Annotated in this window: 16 protein-coding genes; 14 read left to right on the plus strand and 2 right to left on the minus strand. The window is 47.8% G+C overall.

Annotated features, from left to right (window positions below; all coding sequences use genetic code 11):
- Positions 1-272 precede the first annotated feature (272 nt).
- The 13 genes from BMI79_RS18780 to BMI79_RS18845 all read left to right on the plus strand — a co-directional run bounded on the left by BMI79_RS18780 (position 273) and on the right by BMI79_RS18845 (position 16975).
- On the plus strand, positions 273-2894 hold the full coding sequence (locus BMI79_RS18780; protein ID WP_076943629.1) for a two-partner secretion domain-containing protein: 2622 nt from the start codon (positions 273-275) through the stop codon (positions 2892-2894).
- An 81-nt stretch (positions 2895-2975) separates the two neighbouring features.
- Positions 2976-4673, plus strand: a complete 1698-nt coding sequence (locus BMI79_RS18785) for a ShlB/FhaC/HecB family hemolysin secretion/activation protein (RefSeq protein ID WP_083704492.1) — start codon at positions 2976-2978, stop codon at positions 4671-4673.
- 710 nt (positions 4674-5383) lie between these two features.
- Positions 5384-5932 carry a tyrosine-type DNA invertase gene (locus BMI79_RS18795; RefSeq protein WP_076943631.1) on the plus strand — a complete coding sequence of 183 codons (549 nt, stop codon included), beginning with the start codon at positions 5384-5386 and terminating at the stop codon, positions 5930-5932.
- A gap of 495 nt (positions 5933-6427) precedes the next feature.
- A complete protein-coding gene (locus BMI79_RS18800; protein ID WP_076943632.1) occupies positions 6428-6958 on the plus strand; it encodes a fimbrial protein in 531 nt (176 codons plus the stop codon).
- 99 nt (positions 6959-7057) lie between these two features.
- Positions 7058-7732 carry a fimbrial biogenesis chaperone gene (locus BMI79_RS18805; protein ID WP_076943633.1) on the plus strand — a complete coding sequence of 225 codons (675 nt, stop codon included), beginning with the start codon at positions 7058-7060 and terminating at the stop codon, positions 7730-7732.
- Positions 7733-7837: 105 nt separating this feature from the next.
- Positions 7838-10450 carry a fimbria/pilus outer membrane usher protein gene (locus BMI79_RS18810; RefSeq protein ID WP_076943634.1) on the plus strand — a complete coding sequence of 871 codons (2613 nt, stop codon included), beginning with the start codon at positions 7838-7840 and terminating at the stop codon, positions 10448-10450.
- Positions 10451-10462: 12 nt separating this feature from the next.
- Complete coding sequence (locus tag BMI79_RS18815; RefSeq protein ID WP_076943635.1) at positions 10463-11569, plus strand: fimbrial protein; 1107 nt, start codon at positions 10463-10465, stop codon at positions 11567-11569.
- A 70-nt stretch (positions 11570-11639) separates the two neighbouring features.
- Complete coding sequence (locus BMI79_RS18820; protein WP_076943636.1) at positions 11640-12179, plus strand: fimbrial protein; 540 nt, start codon at positions 11640-11642, stop codon at positions 12177-12179.
- A 425-nt stretch (positions 12180-12604) separates the two neighbouring features.
- The gene (locus tag BMI79_RS18825; protein ID WP_241680006.1) at positions 12605-13117 is read left to right on the plus strand and encodes a LuxR C-terminal-related transcriptional regulator; all 513 of its coding nucleotides are present in this window, start codon (positions 12605-12607) and stop codon (positions 13115-13117) included.
- 63 nt (positions 13118-13180) lie between these two features.
- Positions 13181-13849, plus strand: a complete 669-nt coding sequence (locus BMI79_RS18830) for a response regulator transcription factor (RefSeq protein WP_076943638.1) — start codon at positions 13181-13183, stop codon at positions 13847-13849.
- A 100-nt stretch (positions 13850-13949) separates the two neighbouring features.
- The gene (locus BMI79_RS18835) at positions 13950-14771 is read left to right on the plus strand and encodes a LuxR C-terminal-related transcriptional regulator (RefSeq protein ID WP_076943639.1); all 822 of its coding nucleotides are present in this window, start codon (positions 13950-13952) and stop codon (positions 14769-14771) included.
- 3 nt (positions 14772-14774) lie between these two features.
- Complete coding sequence (locus BMI79_RS23185; RefSeq protein ID WP_083704493.1) at positions 14775-15224, plus strand: hypothetical protein; 450 nt, start codon at positions 14775-14777, stop codon at positions 15222-15224.
- Positions 15221-16975 (plus strand): FKBP-type peptidyl-prolyl cis-trans isomerase N-terminal domain-containing protein, encoded by a 1755-nt coding sequence (locus BMI79_RS18845; protein ID WP_076943640.1) that lies wholly within the window; start codon positions 15221-15223, stop codon positions 16973-16975. Before BMI79_RS23185 ends, BMI79_RS18845 begins: the two co-directional genes overlap by 4 nt.
- Positions 16976-17031: 56 nt before the next feature.
- Here the strand turns inward: BMI79_RS18845 and BMI79_RS18850 are convergent, their stop codons facing one another.
- Positions 17032-17583, minus strand: coding sequence for a tyrosine-type DNA invertase (locus BMI79_RS18850; RefSeq protein ID WP_076943641.1), 552 nt, complete (start codon positions 17581-17583; stop codon positions 17032-17034).
- Between the two features lie 1158 nt (positions 17584-18741).
- On the opposite strand from BMI79_RS18850, the gene BMI79_RS24055 reads away from it, so the two are divergent.
- The gene (locus tag BMI79_RS24055; RefSeq protein WP_167370527.1) at positions 18742-18918 is read left to right on the plus strand and encodes a hypothetical protein; all 177 of its coding nucleotides are present in this window, start codon (positions 18742-18744) and stop codon (positions 18916-18918) included.
- Between the two features lie 558 nt (positions 18919-19476).
- Here the strand turns inward: BMI79_RS24055 and BMI79_RS18855 are convergent.
- The gene (locus BMI79_RS18855) at positions 19477-21210 is read right to left on the minus strand and encodes an ABC transporter ATP-binding protein/permease (protein WP_076943642.1); all 1734 of its coding nucleotides are present in this window, start codon (positions 21208-21210) and stop codon (positions 19477-19479) included.
- Between the last annotated feature and the right edge of the window lie 32 nt (positions 21211-21242).

A 21242-nucleotide genomic window follows, 5' to 3' on the forward strand; every position in this document is an offset into this window, starting at 1 on the left:
GAGTCACCTGCAGAAATATAGTGGCGATTACTATGGTTTCATTGATGCTGGTTATAATTAATTACCTGGGCGCCATTATTTATAGGCAGGGGAGGTGGGCGCAGGGTTAAAAAAATAGACATTGCAAAGGAGTTCTATTAGATTGTTTTTGCCTGCTTTTTTCATATCAAAGAACGGCTTCTGTAGCAGGTATTTAATTCGCCGTTTATTATCCAGAGTTAAAATTAATTTAATCCAAATTGTTCCTATTTCCTTGGATGGAGATGTTATTCATGAGTAAAATAATTAGCTCGATAGGCAATACCTCATTAAACCGCCTCACGCTTGCTATTCTGGGCAGCCTGGCGTTTGGTTCCAGCTACGCGGCCGATCTTCCTGCCAGTGGTGCGGTGAAGTTTGGCACCGGTACCATCAGCCAGCCCACCAACCAGCAAATGCAAATCAACCAGAGCAGTGACAAGCTGGCGATTGAATGGCAGAGCTTTAATATCGCCGAAGGCAACAAGGTCAATTTTCAACAGCCGAGCAGTAACTCGATTGCATTAAACCGGGTGGTGGGCACCGAAGGCTCCAAAGTGATGGGGCAATTGAACGCCAATGGCCGGGTATTCCTGGTCAACCCGAATGGCGTGCTGTTTGGCAGCAATGCGCAAGTGAACGTCGGCGGGCTGGTGGCATCTACTCAGGATTTGACCACCACCAACTTCTCTCTCGGCAAGTACAATTTCAGCGGCGGTAACAGCCCAGCCAGCGTGGTCAACCAAGGCACTATCACCGCCAAAGACGGCGGTGCGGTGGTGTTATTGGGCGGCCAGGTCAGCAACCAGGGGAATATTCAGGCAAATCTTGGCAGCGTGAAGCTGGCAGCCGGTAAAGCCACCACCCTGGACTTTGGCGGTGATGGGCTGGTAAATATTCAGGTCACCGGCGCGGCGGCCAATGCGCTGGCGGAAAACAGCGGTTTTATCCAAGCCGATGGCGGCCAAGTAGTGATGAGTGCCGCCTATGCCAATAGCAACGTGTTGCAGACCGTGGTGAATAATACTGGCACCATTCAGGCGCAAACCCTGAGCAATAGATCGGGCAAGATCGTCCTGAGCGGTGGGCAGCAGGGGCTGGTCAACGTGGATGGCATTCTGGATGCCAGCACAGACCAAGGTAACGGTGGCAATATCGAAACCAGCGGCCAGTCAGTCAACGTCAGCGCCAGTGCTAGCGTTGATACCCGTGGTTTTGGCGGCCAGACCGGCACTTGGACCGTGGCTGCCGATAAGCTGAACGTCAATGACAGCACCAGCAGCAATAAAGTCTCGGCCCGTGCTGTCACCAACAGCCTGCGCACCAGCAATGTGGAATTGATCAGTAACAGCAGCGATCTCACGCTGGCCAACGATATCAGCTGGAGCACGGCCAACCAGCTGTTGTTGGCGGCGCAGGATAACATCGTGCTGAATGCCAACCTGAAAGCCACCGGCAAAAATGCGGGCGTAGCCTTTATTGAAGGCGGCGACTATCTGCTGGCTAAAGGGAAAAGCGTTACCCTTTCCGGCCAGGGTGCCAGCTTCAGCAATAATGGCCAAAGCTATACCGTGATCCAGAATGTGGCCCAGCTACAGGCGATGGAAAACGATCTGGCGGGCTACTATGTGCTGGGCAATACCATCGATGCCAGTTCAACGGCGCAGGGGGAAGGGTTTAGGCCGATAGGGAGTTATGAGTCAAGCTCTTTTAACGGTGTGTTGTCCGGTTTGGGCAATACCATTAACCAACTCAATATAAGGTCGTTCAATAGACCTGATCAGGCGTATGTTGGTTTATTTAGCGCCCTGTTTGGAGAAGTCCGTAACCTCGGGTTGATTGATACCAAGGTGAGTACCAATGACTTTGCTGGGGGCGATGGGCAGATTATGGTAGGGGCTCTGGCAGGCTTGACTGGTAGTTACTTTATGAGAAGCCGTATTCACGATGTTTATGCGGAAAATGTTAATATTAATACATTATCCGATCGTGGTTGGGGCTGGACTGGTGGGTTATTTGGCCTCATTGGTAACGCAGATATCAACAATGTCTCTGTCACAGGAACGGTAACGAGTAGTAGTGGTAGAGTCGGCGGTTTGGTCGGCCTAGCCTATGGTTCAATGGCCCCTAGTAACGAACCCCCCCTTTCCAGCTATATCAACAATTCCTATGCAACTGTCACTGTTAATGGCAGCGGCGACTATGTGGGAGGCTTAATCGGCATGATTGGTGAAGGGGCAGTAAGTATCCGCAATTCTTATGCAACTGGTGATGTTACTGGTACCGGATGGGCGACAGGTGGGTTGATCGGTTATGCCAATAACTCTTTTTACAAAACTATAATCAGCGATATTTATGCAACCGGGAACGTGAGCGGTAACAACGGGGTTGGTGGGTTGATTGGCGAATCTTCTTGGAAGGTAATTAGTAATGCTCATGCATCAGGTAGTGTGCAGGGCACTAAAAATGTGGGTGGGTTGATTGGTAATGCTATCGGTTCTGAACTCAGCGATGTTTATGCCACAGGCAATGTGACAGGTAACGCGGGTAGCATTAGCGTCGGTGGGTTGACCGGGGTACTCTCACGTTCAGATCTCAAAAATGCTTATGCAACCGGCAATGTGACGGGAGGCAGCAGCGTTGGTGGTTTGACTGGGACAAGTTTTGTCAGCACCATTACCAACTCTAAAGCCTATGGAACCGTAAAGGGAGATAAGGACATAGGTACGCTGATTGGTGGCCTCGATTTTCTGGATTTAGGCAACGGCTGGCACAGTTTACCTAGTCCCGGTGAAAAAAGTGTTATTACGAACTCCTACGGCTACGGCACCGTAAACGGCAAAGCCTGTACTGGGCAGTCATACTGCGGCCTGTAACAACCAAAATTCAGCCTGGCGCAAGCCAGGCTTTTTATTGCCTATAGCTGGCTATCCAGCGTCACCTGATTTGACAATATAATGACAAACAATAAAAAAGACTCCCGGCCACACAATATCTGGCCCTTGCTCCCCCTATTACTGGGATTCAGCAATGTAAAGGCAGCTACGCCAACTATTCCAGATGCTGGGCAAAGCCTACGTGAGATTGATACCCGTCGGCCAACTCTGGCACCTTCAACTGCTCCAGATCTGGGTTTACCCACTCCGCCCACGCCAGCACCGGCTCAGCCCGCCAGCGCTGAACAGCCGACGGTCAAGGTGAACACCTTTACTTTGAGCGGCAATACCCTGTTTCCCAATGCGATTCTGTTGGCGCAATTGCAGGAATACACCGGCCGTGAACTCACGTTGCCACAACTTTATGAAGCGGCGCAGCGTATCACCACCTATTACCAACAGCGTGGCTATGTGCTGAACCGCGCCTATCTGCCGGAGCAAGAGATTGAGAATGGCGTGGTCAAGATCGCGATACTGGAAGCGCACTATGGCGAGATCAAAACCGACAACAGTTCGCGCCTTTCTGATGCTACCTTGAAGCGCCTGATTGGCCGGATTACGCCAGATGCCGCTATCAACGCCGGTCAACTGCAGCAAACCCTACTGTTGCTGAACGATACCCCCGGCGTGCAGGCCCGCTCGACGCTGCTCACCAGCAAAAAAGCCGGAGCCGCCGATCTGCTGGTGGAGGCCAAACCCGCCCCTTTGTTTAGCGGCAGCCTCGATCTGGATAACTATGGCGGCAAATATACCGGCAAAAACCGCCTGAATGCCGATGTCTCGGTTAACAGTCCGTTGGGCTTGGGAGATCGCCTGCGCCTGCGCGGTTTGGCCAGCGATGCGCGGCAGTATTATTACTTTCTGTCGTACGATGCTCCGGTTAATCGCTGGTTTACTCGCGTAGGCGCTTCCTACTCCAATATGGATTACTCACTGGGCAAAGACTTTGCCGACTTGGACGCACACGGTAATGCCCGCACCACCAGTGCTTATGTTTCTCAACCCTTGTACAGAAGCCGAACCTTGACTCTCAGCAGCCAGCTGCAGTTTGATGACAAACGGCTGCGGGATGACATCGATTTATTCGACAGCAAAAGCCATAAAAACAGCCAGTTGTGGACGGCCAGCCTCAGCGCCAACGGCCAGGATAGCTTTGGCGGCGGAGGCCTGAGCTTTGTTTCTGCCAGCGTCAGCAACGGCCATCTGGAGATTACCGATCCGCTCACCGCACAGAACGACAGCAAAACCGCGCGCACTGCGGGCAACTTCAGCAAGTTTAATCTGACCGCACTACGCCTACAGATGCTCAGCGAACGCTGGAGTGTCTATGGTCAGTTCAGTGGTCAATTGGCGTCGAAAAACCTCGACTCCTCAGAGCAATTTTCGCTGGGGGGCGTCAACGGCGTGCGTGCCTACGCTTCTGGTAACACCAGTGGCGATCGGGGGTGGCTGACCAATCTGGAATTGCGTTACGCGATAACCCCGGCCTGGCAGTGGAAAACCTTCTTTGATTACGGTGGAGTGAAAACCAGTAAGTCGCCATGGACGATGGATAAAAACCACCAGCGGCGCGGCGCGCTGGGAACCGGTGCCAGCTGGTTTGGTGATAAACGCCAGGTTTCGCTGCAACTGGCGTGGCGGGTGAATCACCCCGATGACAGTGACAGTCAACGGGATGGCCAGCCGCAAATGTGGCTACAAGTATCACAGGGGTTTTAGTACAGATAACTAGCCTCAACGCCCTAAGAAATCAAATGGGTGTTGAGGCAATAGCGTCTATTCAATGCATGAAATCTATCTCGCATAACATACGGCTTCATAACAACCATCAATAACACTGAAGTTCCCCTTCACAGAGACAGCATTTTACTCAGCGCCCTACTTCCCGTTGATTGACACAATAGCCAATCTGAACTGATTTGGGTGCCATGATTCTAAGGAATTCCCGCTAATTTTAAAGATGCAGAGATTATCTCTATAAATCTTAAGGAGTATTCTGTTATTTTTTATGGAATCATCTTGATTTTTATTTTTATGGTGATTTTATTCAATTATGGATGATTTGGCAGATAATAATAGTATCTTTGAGTTGCGTAAGATAGGTAAGTATTTATACCAATGTGCTTTTTCTATTTATATATATTTACACTTCCTTATTTTTTTAAGCGTTGCGTGTGAAAAATAGTTAACTTGCTAATTTTTTATTTGGATTTTTTTATCTCTTTTCCACATGAGTAATGCTTAAGTTTGCATGTTGGTATTTTAAGCAGGTTAATATCTTGGCTGTTGCCTTTAAGCTTATCGGCTATACTCTACCCAGGATTCAGGATGTTATCCGGAGGCAGGAGTTAATACTCCTGAATGTTATTGTGGAAATGACAAAGGAAAAAGCAATCCACATTTTTCTTTGTGAAGATTAACGAGGTACTATGACCAGTCGTAAGCATTTAACACCTTCTGAGGTGGAGAGGCTGCTTGAGGCAACCCTGAGGGGTAAGAATCCTGAACGCGATTATTGTCTGATTTGGATGTGTTTTATCCATGGGTGTCGAGTGAGTGAGATTAACAGTTGGCGGCTGTCTGATATCGATCTTGAAGGGGGGAATATCTATATTCATCGATTGAAAAATGGTTTTTCTACCATTCACCCCTTGTATGTCCGTGAGAGGAAATGCTTACAACGCTGGATGGCAAAAAGAAAGTATTACCGAGGGGCTGATAGTGAATGGTTGTTTCTCTCTAACCGAGGCTCGCGTTTATCACGTCAGCGAATCTATTGGTTAATTCGTAATTACAGTGAGGCAGCAAATTTAGAAGTAAATGCTCACCCACACATGCTTCGTCATGGCTGTGGCTTTGCACTGGCAGATAGAGGAATAGACACGCGCTTGATTCAGGATTTTCTTGGCCATAGGAACATTCAGAATACTGTGTTATACACAGCAAGTAACGCCAAAAGGTTCAAGGAAGTATGGTAACTAGCAAGTAATTAAATATGTCTAATGAGTCACTTTGAACTAAATTGCAACATACTCTAAGGATGCCCCAAAATAATGTCAACAATAACGATCCAATATTTTGCTGCCCAGATAAAAATCAATAAAAAACAATAATTTAAATCAATTCCCGCGATTAAGAAATGCTTAGAAAGATCTAAGTTTTTTCTCAATATTTACAAGACAAAATCCCCACACAAAAGAAGATTGTTTTTTATCCAGAATTTAATTCTGTATAAGGAGATATTTAAGACTATTATTTTTTTAGTTTGATTAAAAATAATATACTTTGGAGTTTTAAACTAAAGGAGTCACTTTAGTTCAAAATGAATCGTTTGGCTGGAAAGGTTAACGCTGCTCAATACCTATTGACGTAGGTAGTTTCCAGGCAATGAACTAAATAAAAAGGAATGACATAGGATTATGTCAGAAATAAACAAGTGCGCGAGAAGTGCATTATTTTAAAGGAAAAGTAGTATGAACAAGAATCTTGTCGCCGTTGCCATGTTAGCTGCCTCCGCGTTTACCACCAGTGTGTTTGCTGCAGATGGTCAGGTTAACTTCACCGGTACTATCATTCCACAGGGTTGCGATATCTCCACTTCGACCAAAAACCAAACCGTTGATCTGGGTAAGATTGCTGCATCTTCTTTCCCATCTGCTGGTTCAGTATCTGGTTCTAAAGGCTTTTCTCTTGTACTGAGCAACTGCCCGGATACCGTTTCTGCTGCTAGCGTTCGTTTTGATGGCAACCAGGTACCAAATAATAACTCTATTCTTCAGTTAACTGACCCTACCGCTGCTACTACTGCTAAGGGTGTTGGCATTCAGATCGCTGATGGTAACAACAAAGTGATCAACCTGTATCAGGACTCTACTCCGCAGACGTTGCAGCCAGGCACTGCTACAAATACTTTGAGCTTCGTTGCAAGCTATATTTCAACTGCAGCCTCCGTAACCCCAGGTGCAGCTAACGCAGTTAGCAACTTTACCATTGTTTATCAATAAGTTTTGTCTGCCTGATTTCATAACGGCAGTATAAAGCCTGGTCAGGGGGGGGATGCCGCCCCTGGCTTTTCTCTCAATGGTTTAGGTGGGTAATAAGAAATGAAAGTTTGGCGGAGCGCGACGGTCGCAGTGCTATTATTGGCGTTTGGCTTGCAAGCTCAGGCGGGAGTTATTGTTGGCGGAACCCGTCTGATTTACGATGGCGCAAAAAAAGAATCCTCTTTAGGCATCAGTAACCCTGACAAAGTCCCTTATCTGATTCAATCTTGGGTAGACTCTCAAGACGGTGATACTTCTAAAGCCCCATTTATTATTACTCCGCCTTTGTTCCGCTTGGATGGCGGGCAAGATAATATTCTGCGTGTAGTTCGCGCTGGAGGTAACCTGCCCACAAATAAAGAATCCTTATATTGGCTGAACATTAAGTCTATTCCGTCAGCTGAGAAAAAAGACAATACGTTGCAAATTGCGATTAAAACCCGCATTAAGCTGATCTACCGTCCTCAGGGCTTGCCGGGTTCACTGGAAGAAGCTGCTAAAGCATTAACGTGGCAACGCAGTGGCAACGCAGTTCAGGTTACCAACTCTTCACCGTACTACGTTACCTTCTTCAAGGTTAAAGTAAACGGTAACCAAATTAAAAATGCCTCTATGGTTGCACCGCAGTCCAGTGCTCGCTTTGAGCTGCCTGCGGGAGTTAGTGGTGGTGCTTTGAGCTGGGAAATTATTAACGATTACGGTGGCACCAGTAACCCCTTCACCGGGAATTTATAAAGCACACGTCAAGATAACTAAAATCAATCCCTGTACAGGTAGTAACGGGGAAAGGACGCGGCTGGCCGGAATCTACTGGCACTGCTGATAAATGGAGTTAAATGGATGAATAACCCGAAGCGTTTAGGCTCTCGTGGATTTAACCGTACCCCCCTGGCTTTGTTGATTTCATGTCAGGTCGCAATGTTAATGGGGCTTTCCGGTGGTGCACAGGCGCGCGATTTCTTTAACCCGGCATTGTTGGAACTTGATAACCCGTCTCAACGTGGGGCTGACCTAACGGTTTTTGAAGATGGGAGTACTCAGGCTCCAGGTAGATACCGGGTTGATGTTTATTTGAATGGCCAGATGGTCGACACTCACGATCTTGATTTTTCGTTGCAGAAAGATGCGACAGGCAAGAATAGCCTGCAACCCTGCCTAAGCAGTGGCATGCTTGAATCGATGGGCGTGAAGGTTGACTCTTTTCCTGCGCTCAAGGCATCTGGGCAGTGCGCTAATTTAGCTCAGGCTATTCCGCAGGCTTCGGCTACCTTCCGTTTTAATCAGCAGCGCCTTGACCTGAGTATTCCTCAGGCTGCGTTAAATCTTGCTGCACGTGATTATGTTTCACCGGATAAGTGGGATCAGGGTGTGCCTGCGTTATTGGTGAACTATAACTTCACCGGGGCTAACAACTGGAGCCGCAATAGCAACAATAACAACAATATTGTTAATAACGGTATTGATGGTACAGGCAACACCAATAATATCAACGATAACACCAGTACCTATTTCCTTAACCTCCGTTCTGGTGCAAACCTCGGTGCATGGCGCTTGCGCAACTATTCTACCTGGAACCGTGATGCTAATGGTGATAATCACTGGAATTCCATTAATACCTATTTGCAGCGCGATATTATTGCACTGAAGAGTCAACTGGTTCTGGGGGAAAGTAGCTCACCGAGTGACGTATTTGATAGTGTACCGTTCCGCGGTGGTCAGTTGGCTTCTGATGACGATATGCTGCCAGACAGCATGAAAGGTTACTCACCGGTAGTGCGCGGTATTGCTCGTAGCAACGCGCAAGTCACCATCCGTCAGAACGGTTTTATCATTTATCAAAGTTATGTCGCACCAGGGGCGTTTGAGATCAAGGATCTTTACCCTACAGCAGGTAGCGGCGACCTGAACGTGTCGATTAAAGAAACTGACGGCAGTGAGCAGACGCTGGTGGTGCCATTCGCTTCTGTTCCTGTATTACAGCGTGAAGGGCGATTCAAGTATAGCCTGACCAGTGGTCAATATCGTTCATCAAACAGTGATGTGGAAAACACGCCATTCACGCAGGGCACCGGAATTTACGGCCTGCCGTGGGGGGCGACAATTTATGGTGGGGTGCAGGCAGCCAGCAAATACCAGTCACTCGCTATTGGCTGGGGCCAAAACATGGGTGTCATCGGCGCGCTTTCTGCTGACATCACACAGGCTTGGTCTAAACCTGAAGAGATGGGTAAGGAAAGCGGCCAGTCTTATCGCCTCCGCTATGGCAAGAGCTTTGTTGAAAGTGGGACCAACTTCAGTTTGGCGAGTTACCGTTATTCAACAGAAGGGTTCTATACGCTGCAGGAAACGCTGGACACCTATACCAACGGTAGATCCAGCCCTTACCTTGACCATAAGAAGAGCCGTGCTGAACTGACGCTGAGTCAGAACCTGTGGGAAGGTGCTGGATCTGTTTCCCTTAGCCTGATCAGTGAGGATTACTGGAACAACGATCGTCGCAATCAGTCGGCAAGCGTGGGCTACAACAATAGTTGGAGAGGTATCAGCTATGGCCTGAACTATACCTACAGCAAAAACGGCTATAACAGTAATGGTGATCGGACTAATTACACTGACCAACTCTTTGCCTTAAACGTCAGCGTGCCATTAAGCAAATGGCTGACCAACAGCAGCTATGCCACCTACAACATGAACACCAGTCGCCGTGGTTCGACCAGTAATATGGTTGGGTTTGGGGGCACCGCACTGCCAAGCGGTAATCTGAACTACAACATTAGTCAAGGCTACACCAGCCAAGGGCAGGGGGCGAGTGGTAACGCCAGCGTTGGCTATAACGGCGGTTTGGGCCAGGTGAACTTGGGTTATGGTTATGATCGTTCCCAGCAGCGACTCAACTACGGTGTTCAGGGAGGGGTCATGTTGCATGAAAATGGCCTTACCTTGTCGCAGTCACTGGGTGAAACGGTGGTATTGGTGAAAGCGCCGGGGGCTAAAGGTGTCAATATTGCTAACCAAACCGGGGTGACCACCGACTGGCGGGGTTATGCGGTGGTGCCTTATGCCTCTGCCTATCGCAAAAATATCACCGGGCTGGATACCACGACTCTGCCGGATGACGTAGATATGACGCTAACCAGCCAAACGGTGATCCCAACCCGTGGTGCGGTAGTGCGTGCTGAATTTAAGCCGAATGTTGGTCAGCGTGTATTGATGACCATGTTGATGCAAGGCGGAGCACCGGTGCCGTTTGGTGCCACGGTGACAGACGCCGATGGCCAAAATGCCAGCATTGTTGGTGATAGCGGACAGGTTTATCTCACCGGAATGTCCGGTAGCGGCAAGCTGAATGTGAAATGGGGTAATGATGCCTCACAACAGTGCCAGGTGTCTTATTCTGTGGTTGAACAGAAAGAGAACACTGGTATTCGATTGATGAATGGCCAGTGTTTATAAAGAAAGGTTTTGATGATGAAAAAATTTAGCCCAATAATAAGATTCTCCTTATCTTGCTGTGTTCTGAGTTCGTTACTCTTTCTGGCACCACAGGCGCAGGCCGCCATGGGGGAGTGTAGGCCACAAAATGGTACTAAACCCTACGTTTTTACATTTAATGCGAAATATGATGATCCAACACAGAACGTGATTGGCAAGACCATACTGAATGCCAACTTGCAAGGTAATCCTGTGTGGGCAGATGAGGGGGGAACGTATCCCATGATCTGTGAATGTCCACTTGTAACGCGAATTTTTGAATCATTTATTAGTGCTGAGTTAGGTTCAGGACTTGGGCAAGCAGTGTATTCATCTACAAGTTCTACCGGTAAAGCCATGAGTTTCTACAAAGTAGATGAGTATTTGGCTGCAGCAGCGGAAGTATATATTGCTGGGCGTACTGATGCCTATTTCCCAATTCCATTTGCAAACCAAACGAATGGGCTCTCAGGAAGTTTTGATGTTCAGAATAGTTGTACCCAAAATTACGGTAGTGGTGCTAGAGGTAGGATTCATCTTTATTTTATTAAGCCTTTTGTTGGTACTCATACTATACCCTCTGTAGCATTGACTAATATCCGTATTGCTGCGGTTAGTGGGGTGAGTAGCCCGCAGATTGCAGCCACGGTCACAATGAATGGCACAGTAACTGTTCCACAGAATTGTGATATCAGTCCCTCACCAATAACGATTGACTTTGGCGATATTATGTCAAGCAAATTTAAAACCGCAGGCGCTATGCCAGATGGTTTTACGCCAACTAATCGGCAATTGACTTTAGCATGTCGGAATATTTCGGATGGGGTTAAGGTGAGTTTGACCTTCACTGCTGAACCCGATCCGAAGATTAGTAATGCACTGAAAACGACTAACGGTGACATTGCTGTAATGATTAAAGATGGTAATGGTAATATTATTTCACCGTCTAATGGCACGTTACCTATGAATATGACAGGTCTTGGGAGTCTGAATAGTACGGGGCAAGCGGAAATTAACGTATATCCGGTGAATACTACCGGTAATACACCCGCTGTAGGGGTATTTAATGCGACGGGTACGGTTAAGGTTGAAATTCAATAGCTTTTTATTACTCGTTGATTTTCGTAATGATATTTCTGTGGTTGGATATTAATTAAAGGATAAGGACATTATGAGAAATTATAAGCAGGTTTTAAAAAGTACGGTGCTTTGTATGGCAGTAGTGAGCACGGGTATGAGTTACTCTGCATTAGCCGCAGATAATACAACTATCAACATTACCGGTACGATTAAGGCATCACCATGCACGGTTGATGCTTCTGCTGGCAACGTGGTAAACGTCGATCTGGGAACCAATATTCAAGCCGCGAGCCTCACTGCCGGCAAAGGTTCTGACTGGGTGCCATTTGCATTGCATCTGAAGGATTGCCCAACGTCTACAACCTCAGTCACTGCAGCGTTTAGTGGTACTCAGGCTGCTGAAGAAGCGGGGCTTTACCAAAACACAGGTGATGCGGATAAAGTGCAGATTGAACTGCAGAATGTGGCTACTAGTACAAGACTGGGTAATAACAGCACCCTGGTTGCACCTGTACTGTCGACAACGAAAGATGCCACTTTCTCCTTGAGAGCTCGTGCTTATTCTGCGAATGGTGGCGTAACCCCTGGCAGCATCGTTGGCACCGTCCAAGTGGCATTTACCTATCAGTAATCATTATGAATACCTTTACGTCGTGAGATATGGCCCCAGCGCATGACGGATTTGTCCTTACCTGTGTCTATGTAAATTGTCGGTTGGGGCTTTTTCTCATTGTGGCCTAGTTTCATTTTTTGAGCAGTTACCAGGGAAGAAAGCCTCTTCACTCCCGGTCAATAAAGGGAGGAGAGCAATGTTTTTAAAGGACGCAGTAAAGTACCAGTAACCTGCAGAAAGGGACAATAACTATGACCATGGCTCATACTTATCAAAGAGTGAGTGCACCTTCCCCTCATCCTTACGGGCAAAAAGGGGAAAATGTGATTGTAATGGAATCCTGCCCAATCACTGCTCTCGGTATGCGTAATATTTTGGCTCAATCGTGCGGATTCGCGGATGGAGTACAACTTGTTAGCAATCTTTCAGAAATCCCTGGATTGATGCACCATCGCCCTGCCAAATTGCTGATCATGGAATTGTGTGGGGAAGAAGAATCTGTATTGGATGGCCTACGCCTGATTGCACTTTGTCTGGAACACTGGCCAACCACTTCAATGATTGTTTGTACCGCGCTTGACGACCCACGGGTGCTGCAACTGTTGACTGCATCGGGGATCAAGGGGCTGGTACTGAAACAGGAGCCCGCGATTGCACTGACGCAATGTGTGCAGCAAGTGATCGCAGGCCGCCGCAGCTATAGCCATAAAGTCAGACAGCTACTGGCCAATCATTCCGCTGGCGGAAAGGCGCTAACGGCCCGTGAATTGGATGTGCTGGCCTATCTGTTTTCCGGTAAGAGCGTAACCACGGCAGCTCTGATGATGCACCGTGATGTCCGCACCGTTAGCACCCACAAACGCAATGCTATGCACAAGTTAGGCTTTCAGAGTGATGGTGAGCTTTATCTGCAGGGTAAATGGATGGCAAAAACCGGCCCGGTATTTGCCCGCTAACGTTTATACAGATGGTACTCATTCCCGGATGGAATGAGCGTGTCATTCATACAGGAGTAGAATATGGCCCCTTTGTCACAAAAGCCGATCGGCATAGCCCTGATGGATCGCAGCCCGCTCACATTGACCGGACTGTCCTGTTTTATTGGAACGCTGAGCGTACCGAGTGAGATTATTGTGCAGGAAACCAGTATGGCAGCGGTTTCCGAAGGGTTGTTGTATCAGCCCGTCGATATTCTTATTACCGAATTAAATGGCCTGAATGAAACCACGGCTCAGGGGCGTGAAGCGTTATTGAGTTTGTGTGCACAGTTGCCCACGCTGAGAGTGATTGTCTATACCCGTAGTCAGAAAGGTGAGGACCTGGGCAAATTGCTGGATGTGGCCAATATCAGCGTAGTCTCCCGCGGCGATGATCTGAAACTGGTCGGTGAGTTTTTCAGTCGCGTATTCAATGGCGAGCGTGTGTTGAGCCCTTTGATTGGTTCCTACCTGGCCCGCGCTGATTCTGATGATGTTTCCAGTCTGCATAGTTTGACGCGTTGCGAGAACGATGTGTTGACCTTCTTGTTCAATGGCATGAGCCTGCGCGAAATTGCTGAGTTGCAGCATCGCAGTATTAAAACTATCAGCGCACATAAATGTAATGCCATGCGGAAGCTGCAGGTCAAGAATGACAGCGAGCTGTTTTCGCTCAGGAAAAACATCACCCAGCAGTTTGCATGTGACTGATGAAATAGCGAATAGGGGGGATCCCTATTCGCTTATCAGGTCCTCAAGCATCGCAATGCTGGCGGGCAGTTAGCCCTCATTCTCATGGAAGGGAATTCTTATGACTCTACGCAGTCCAACGTTCTCACGTGTCGCGCTGCTGATCCCTTGCCAGATGATGGCGATCGGCATTGAGCATCAATTGAAAGCACAAAATAATGTCTGGCAGTGTTGGCGGATGCGCTCTCTTACCGAAGCCCGGCTACGGTTGGTCACCTCTAATATTGAAATGCTGGTTATGGGTTTTAGCTGGCAGCAAGCCGATTGGCAACAACAGTTGCAGTTTATTCGGGCATTACGTCAGACCAGGCCAGGCATGAAAATTGCCGTCATAGTGGATGTCTACATTCCTTATTTCCTGCGACGCTTATCTGAACTGGATGTGAATGCCATCCTAAGTCAGCACGATTCTTTGGCGGAAATGGCGGAGGCCTTCGCGCAAATTGGCCTTGGAACGTCTTACTGCAGTGCCAGAATAAAAAATGTATTGTCGGATAACTTGAGCAAAGTTTCAGATGAGGTAACATTGCGTCTGATGGAACTGAGGGTATTACAGCATCTACTGGATGGCGACTCAGTAAAGCGTACCGCTAAATTGTTGCTGCGCAGCGAAAAAACGGTGATGGCGCTTAAAGGGAAAGCCATGCACAAGTTGGGGATCACCCACTGTGTTGAACTGGTAGCAATGAAAGATATGCTGGAGTACCTGTATCTGGAGATGGTTCTGCATGGCCACACAGATCACTCGGTTGACAGCCTCTCAGGCCGCATGTGCGGCCATGATAGAGAAATAAAAACATTGCCGACATGGTTACCCCCTCCGGTGAAGGTGATCCACTCCAGGGTGGTGACGGCAGGTCATTATCCAGCAAGGAAGGAGTAGAATTTGGAACAGCTTCAGAAAACTAACAGATCTAGCAGGCGGCTGTTGGTTGGATTTATCATCAGTAGCGGCTTGTTATTGGCCGGTTGCGAAAGTAAAAACAGTAGCCCTTCGTCGAAGATGCAACCGGTTGTTTCCCCCCCCGCCGCAATTGAACCACCACCTCAACCCGTAATTGAAAAACCTGCGGTGCAAGAAAATCGTTTAGGCCTTTGTCAGAGTGAACTGGCTTCGTTGCAGTCGGTCAACCCAAAAGCTTATGCTGCCAAGAAAGCCTATTTTGACAGCCTGGTGAGAAATGCATCGGTTTACAGTGCTGTTCGGGGGGATGTGAATACACAGACCAAGGATACGCTGGACGCCTTATATAAATATAAAACCAATCAGGTGTGTGCTGAAATTGAGCGTGATGTGTTGAATGGGCTGATCCGTAGAGGGGAGAGTGTTAAGTGAATCAGGCACTAAAATATGGCTTTTTTTTTACGTTGGCACTTCCTTTGGGCAGCGCTTTTGGTGCGGATAAGCTGCAAGATGATATGAGTACAACGCTCGAATCGTTGAATGCGATCACCAGTAAAGTGGACGAAGCTCCAGCGTTGCTGCTGCTGACTCCCTCTCAACTCGATGCAGCGACTCCGCCGCCTCGTCAAAAAAGAAGTACTGCCAAACCCAGCAATAATACGCAGAGCAAGCGAGCAACTGAACCTCAGTCAGCTCCAGTTGCCGAGTTAAAAGCCCTGCAGGCTAAAATCAATCAGTTGAATGCCACGGTGAGTCAGCAGGATCAGGCATTGAAACAGCTGCGTCAAACGGCTCAGCAGGATGTTGATGCCCGTGCCGAAGTTGCCCGCTTGAAGCAAAACCTGCAAGAAAATCTGCAAGTCACAGAGCAGATGCAACGTGATCTGGCGGCAGCTACGGCAGCAAAATCAGAGAATAAGCAAGACGCTAGCCGTCTGCAGCAGGCCTTGGACAAAAGCCAGCAACAAAGTTCGTCATTGCAGAAACAGTTAGATGTATTAGCACTCACGCAGAATGACAAAAACAAAGAGAATCAGGCGCTTCAAACACAACTTAACGAAAGCCTTAAGCAAAACGAAGAACTACAAAAAACCTTGGCCGTGCTAACGGCAAAAGCCAGTGAAAAAGAACAAAAAGCGTCAGTGCTGCAAAAGCAAGTGGATGCTATGACAGCGGTGCAGGCGGGCAAGAGCAGCGAGCAGAATGCTCTGAAAGCGCAATTAGCTCAGAGCAAGAAACAGGCCGAAGTGGCGCAGCAGCAGTTAGCTCTGTTGACGGGGAAAACGGCGGAAAGTGAACAGCAAGTGGCTGCATTGAAAAAGCAGCTAGAAACATTGGCTGCGTCGGAAAGTGAGAAAACCAAAGGCAATCAAGCATTACAGGCTGCTTTGGACGAGAGCCGCAAGCAGGGCGAAGAGCTGCAAAGCCAGCTTACTGCATTGCGGGATAGCGCGAGCGAAAAAATGCTGGAAAACAGCGCATTGGAACAACAGTTGTCTGCGCTGCAGAAAGCGCAAAAAGACGCAGTGGTGGAGCCGAAAACCGAAAGTGAAATTCGTGATTATGCCATCGGTAGCTCATTGGCCGATGACATGCTGGCGTTGCTGAAAGAGAGAGCGGCACAAGGGGTCAAGGTAGATAGTCGTTTGGCGTTGGCAGGTGTACAGGATACTTTTGCTGGCAAGATCAAGCTATCACAAGAGCAGATCGATAAATCGCTGCATGCTACCGAGGCCGCGTTGAGTGCTAATGAGAAGAAACGTCAGCAGGAAACTGAAGCTGCGGGTGCGCGCTATATTGCTCAGTTTAAGAAGCAAAAACAGGTGAAGAAAGATAGTTCCGGCTATTTCTATCGTGTTGACAATGCGGGTAAGGGCAAAATTGACGATGCCAGCATTGTCTCTGTAGTCGTAAAAGAAAGCCTGACTAATGGTAAGGTGATCAAAGATATGGCGGCTGCTGGCACGTCGATTACGCAGCCATTGGGCAGCTACCCACCGATGTTCAGATCCGCGCTGTCACAATTGCAGAATCACGGCAGCATGACGATGGTAGTACCGCCGGCCTTGGCTTATGGCGATAAAGGCCTACCACCCGACATCCCGCCGGGTTCAACAATGGTATACAACGTAAGTATATTAGACGTAGTCGCTCCTGCTGATGTTGTTGCTCCTGCAAGGTAATAGACGATCTTTATAATGTTGAGCGCTGGATATATTTGGTATAGTACATATGTGAGTTAAATGTGTATTACCCTAAAGCGCTCAACGTTACTCGCCGTGTAAATCACCGTGTTTTGAATGTTTCTATGCCCGAGATAATCTTGAATTAGCCGTGTATCAACGCCTTTATCCGCCAGTGCATAGCCGCAGGAGTGGCGGAGCATGTGTGGATGTACTTGTACGCTGATGCCGGCCATTTCACCGTAGGCTTTTATTAAACGATAGAGTTGCTGTCGTGAAATTTGCCCCCCATGACGCGAAAGGAATAACCAGGGGCTATCAGATTCCAGATACCTTGGGCGTTGAGCGAGCCATTTATTCAGCGCCAGGCGTTCGCGTATTTGAATCGGATGTTGAACGGAAAAACCGTTTTTTAAACGGGAAACGTGCAATCGATTAGTGGTGAGATCGATATCCTCCAAGCGCAACCCCCTAAGCTCACTTACGCGCAATCCGTGAATAAAGCACATCAACAGCATGCAGCGATCTCTACAGCCATTGGATCCATTCGGTATTGCAGAGATCATTCTCTCAATTTCAATATGACTAAGATATTTGCGTTTTTTCATTATCTTTTCCCTAAGTTATAGAAAGCAAATATTGCTATAGCGTGGTCATTTAAACATCTAATACCTGGCTTCAGCAATTAAAATAACGCCCCACGCTTCTAAGAACTTTCTGTTAAAATTTGGCAGAAATGAGCATCTAAAAGGCATTGCGCTTTGTTAATGTGAAAAAAAATAGCATATCTGTTCATAAAGTGATCGCTTTTTGTCGCTGATATCGACCATATCCTGTATACACAGAAATAATTGTATTTTTTATAAGAGTGTGAGCTTTTTCTTAGCATTATTGTGAATGGCGCTACTTGCTATACCCACTGAAATATCTAAATATAATTCATTTTTTTATTTTCATATCAGATGGTTTATTACAAAATATGCGATTTTATAATTTTCTGCAGTTCTCCTTTACTTTTATTGGCTATCGTAATTTTTAGAGTGATGATGGTTGGCAAAATTTATGATGATTTATTCCTTAAATTTTATTCTGTTACGTGGCGCATCAGATAACGGGGATAGTACGTTGACGAGCGAGGCAGGTGATATACCCAAAATAATTCGAGTTGCTTGCAGGCGGCAAACGAATGAATCCCTGGGAGCATAGCGAACTATGTGACCAGGGCGAAAGAGTGCAGCCAACACCCAAGCAACTTGAAGTATGAAGGGTATATTCGTTAATCAGTGATAAGTGGGCTGGTAAGTGGTTTCAACAAAAGATGACTTTGTGACGTGGATAACTCAATGTGGGTAACACAGGAGAACGCTAAGGTTTTGGTGGTTTTTTTTTAATCAACTGTGTCGCGCTATTCATTACTTTTTGTGAGAAACTTCCACATTATTCACCTTTGATATTGGATTTTTATATTCGTTACTTGGCTTAATTTAGCTATTTCATGGTGTTATCTTCGGATTTTTTTGTACAATGCCCGGATAATGTTTTGCATAATTAATTTGTTGAGATTTTTATGTGGGAATAAACTAAAGTCACTATCGTTTAAAACGATAACAGGGTATTTGGCGATAGGTTTAGCTTATATTTTGGTGCTCGCTTTACCTGAGTGAGCAATATCACGGATGAAAAAGCCGGTTTGGCCTATGTGCAACAAGGGGTTTTTGGGATTGCGGTCGTCACTCATTGTATACAGGGTAGTCAGGAACGAGCTTATGGATAATAAATCACAAACTTCATATAGGGATACTCAGTTGCCAAGGAAAGCAGTATTTCCACCTGCCTGGCAATTAAACGACTTACAGCGTGCTTTTATTGAAGAGCTCTGGCAACTGGAGGTGTGTGACGATGAAGCCTCAGGTTCCGCGGATAGGCTGACAGTGTCTGAATAACCTGCTGCACAGCATCGGCGTTGCTTCGGGCGAGGGCAGGCAAGGAAAATAATCGCTTACTCATGGCGAACCTGCACAAGGTTCTGGAAACGGTCTTCACTCGCTGGCGGAGCGTTACCCCAAAATCAGCTTTCGATGATAAAGGGCCGACAAAGGAGAGCGAGTACAGTAAACTTATTGTTGATTTGTATAAAATTAAGAGGAACCACCATGCCTTATTATAATCCCCGCCGTATTGCCCTTTATACCGCTGCCGTTATTCTCATTTTAGTGGTTGTTGGCTTGGTAACTTATGTCGGCGTTGGTTTGCTCGATTAAGTAAATTGATTGTTTTATGAACTAGAACAACCTAGGGAAGGGAAAACCCGTTCGCTCTTTTCCGCTCAAAACGCGTTAAACCAAGGCTTAACACCTAACGGTAAACGATGCAGGGGAAACGCGAAAAAATAGCTGCAGAGGATATTTGAAGGGGGAGTTGCCGATGGTGACGACCCTCTCTTTGCGGCAGAGGGTCGTAGTGAGGTTTTTTGACTTCTCCCTCGAAGGAAAAAGAACCGGTCAGCTTGGTATCGGCAACGGGCTCAGGGCCATGTGCGCCAACCCTTTCTCGTCGCGGCTTAAGCGCCAGCAGGTTTGGTGATACTTCGCCACGCTGTTGCGGTGTGCCACGCTGACCAGCGTGACATCCGGCAGCTCATCCACCAGCAGGCAATACATCAATTGCTCGGTTTCATCATCCAATGCACTGGTGGCTTCATCCAGGAACAAAATATCTGGGCGAATCAGGATGGCGCGGGCAAAGGCCAACCGCTGTTGCTCACCCGGAGATAAGCGATGACTCCAGTTGGCACTGGTATCCAGCCGAGACTGCAAATGTTTTAGGCGGCAGTTTTCCAGCACTTTTAACAGTTGTTCATCGCTGTAGTCTTTATCCGGATGCGGATAGCTCAGCGCTTCGCGCAGCGTACCGATCGGAATATAGCTGCGCTGCGGCAGGAACAGGGGGCTTAACTTCTGATCCAGGCCGATTTCACCGGAACCGTAGGGCCAGATGCCGGCAATGGCGCGTAGCAGAGTGGATTTACCACAGCCTGAAGGGCCGACGATCAGCACGCGTTCACCCCGCTTCAGCCCGATCGTGGCCGCGCTCAGCAGCGGCTGCCCATCAGGCAACGTCATGCTGAGATTCTTTAGTACCAGCGGCTGGGCACTTTCTGGTTGCGGTTGAATGCCGCGAGTCTGGTTATGCACCTCGTCGATTGCTGCGTTAAAACCCGCCAGGCGGTTAACACAGGCTTTCCAACTGGCCAGGTTGGTGAATGCGTCGATAAACCACGACAGTGCTCCTTGCACCTGACCGAATGCGGAGGCGATCTGCATCAGACCTCCCATCTGGATCGCACCGGAGAAGTAGCGTGGGGCCGCCACCAGCAGAGGAAAAATAATGGCAAACTGACCATAGAAGTTACTGGCGATATTCAGCCGCCGGGTAATCCGCATAATCGACCACCAGTTACTGCGGATCGCTTCAAAGCTATTGCTCAACTGCTGCTTCTCGCGTGGCTCACCGTGATACAGCGCAATGGCGTCGTTGTTTTCACGGATGCGGATCAACCCGAAACGAAAGTTGGCTTCATAACGTTCCTGATTAAAGCCCAGCATGACCAGCGGTTTACCAACCCACCAGATCACCAGTGAACCCAGAGCTGCATACAGGAGGGCAAACCACACCATATAGCCAGGCAGGGTGAAAGAGTGTTGAGCGATCGCGAAGGTCATTGGCCCACTGATGTGCCAGAGAATGCTGACAAACGAAGCCAGAGTGACCAGGCTGGAAAGCAGGCCGAGTGACAGCGACAGCGTATACTGGGTCAGAACGTTGAGATCGTCAGAAATACGTTGGTCTGGGTTATCGATAATCTGCTGCTGTTCGGTATGGTAATAAGCCCGATGAGCCAGCCATTTTCCCATGAATTTTTCCGTCATCCAGCGTCGCCAGCGCATCTGCAAGCCCTGAGTCAGATAGACCTTATAGACCGCCAATACAATGAAGCTCAACGCCAGATAGGTAAAGCGCCACAGTTGTTCCTTGAACACCGGGTAGTTCTTATTTTGTAGCGCGTCGTAGAACACCTGATTCCACTGGTTAATCAACACGCTGATGTAGACCAACCCTAGCGACAGAGCCACGATGGCGATCAGCATCGCCCAGGCACGCCATTTTTCTTCCGAAACCCAAAAGGGCTTAATTAATTGCCAAACGGCATGTTTCTGCGAAATGGTATTGTTCATGATATTCCAGAATGTATTGTTTCCTATCAGCA

Origin of the sequence: Serratia oryzae (genome assembly GCF_001976145.1) — a bacterium.
GTDB classification, from domain to species: Bacteria; Pseudomonadota; Gammaproteobacteria; order Enterobacterales; family Enterobacteriaceae; genus Chania; species Chania oryzae.

Excerpts from the sequence above, each read along its gene's own strand:
- BMI79_RS18855 (WP_076943642.1), bottom strand. The coding sequence starts at position 21,210 with ATGAACAATACCATTTCGCAGAAACATGCCGTTTGGCAATTAATTAAG.
- BMI79_RS18835 (WP_076943639.1), top strand. The coding sequence starts at position 13,950 with ATGACTCTACGCAGTCCAACGTTCTCACGTGTCGCGCTGCTGATCCCT.
- BMI79_RS18795 (WP_076943631.1), top strand. The coding sequence starts at position 5,384 with ATGACCAGTCGTAAGCATTTAACACCTTCTGAGGTGGAGAGGCTGCTT.
- BMI79_RS18825 (WP_241680006.1), top strand. The coding sequence starts at position 12,605 with ATGCACCATCGCCCTGCCAAATTGCTGATCATGGAATTGTGTGGGGAA.
- BMI79_RS18815 (WP_076943635.1), top strand. The coding sequence starts at position 10,463 with ATGATGAAAAAATTTAGCCCAATAATAAGATTCTCCTTATCTTGCTGT.
- BMI79_RS18805 (WP_076943633.1), top strand. The coding sequence starts at position 7,058 with ATGAAAGTTTGGCGGAGCGCGACGGTCGCAGTGCTATTATTGGCGTTT.
- BMI79_RS18780 (WP_076943629.1), top strand. The coding sequence starts at position 273 with ATGAGTAAAATAATTAGCTCGATAGGCAATACCTCATTAAACCGCCTC.
- BMI79_RS24055 (WP_167370527.1), top strand. The coding sequence starts at position 18,742 with ATGGATAATAAATCACAAACTTCATATAGGGATACTCAGTTGCCAAGG.
- BMI79_RS18800 (WP_076943632.1), top strand. The coding sequence starts at position 6,428 with ATGAACAAGAATCTTGTCGCCGTTGCCATGTTAGCTGCCTCCGCGTTT.
- BMI79_RS18830 (WP_076943638.1), top strand. The coding sequence starts at position 13,181 with ATGGCCCCTTTGTCACAAAAGCCGATCGGCATAGCCCTGATGGATCGC.
- BMI79_RS18810 (WP_076943634.1), top strand. The coding sequence starts at position 7,838 with ATGAATAACCCGAAGCGTTTAGGCTCTCGTGGATTTAACCGTACCCCC.
- BMI79_RS18850 (WP_076943641.1), bottom strand. The coding sequence starts at position 17,583 with ATGAAAAAACGCAAATATCTTAGTCATATTGAAATTGAGAGAATGATC.
- BMI79_RS18785 (WP_083704492.1), top strand. The coding sequence starts at position 2,976 with ATGACAAACAATAAAAAAGACTCCCGGCCACACAATATCTGGCCCTTG.
- BMI79_RS18820 (WP_076943636.1), top strand. The coding sequence starts at position 11,640 with ATGAGAAATTATAAGCAGGTTTTAAAAAGTACGGTGCTTTGTATGGCA.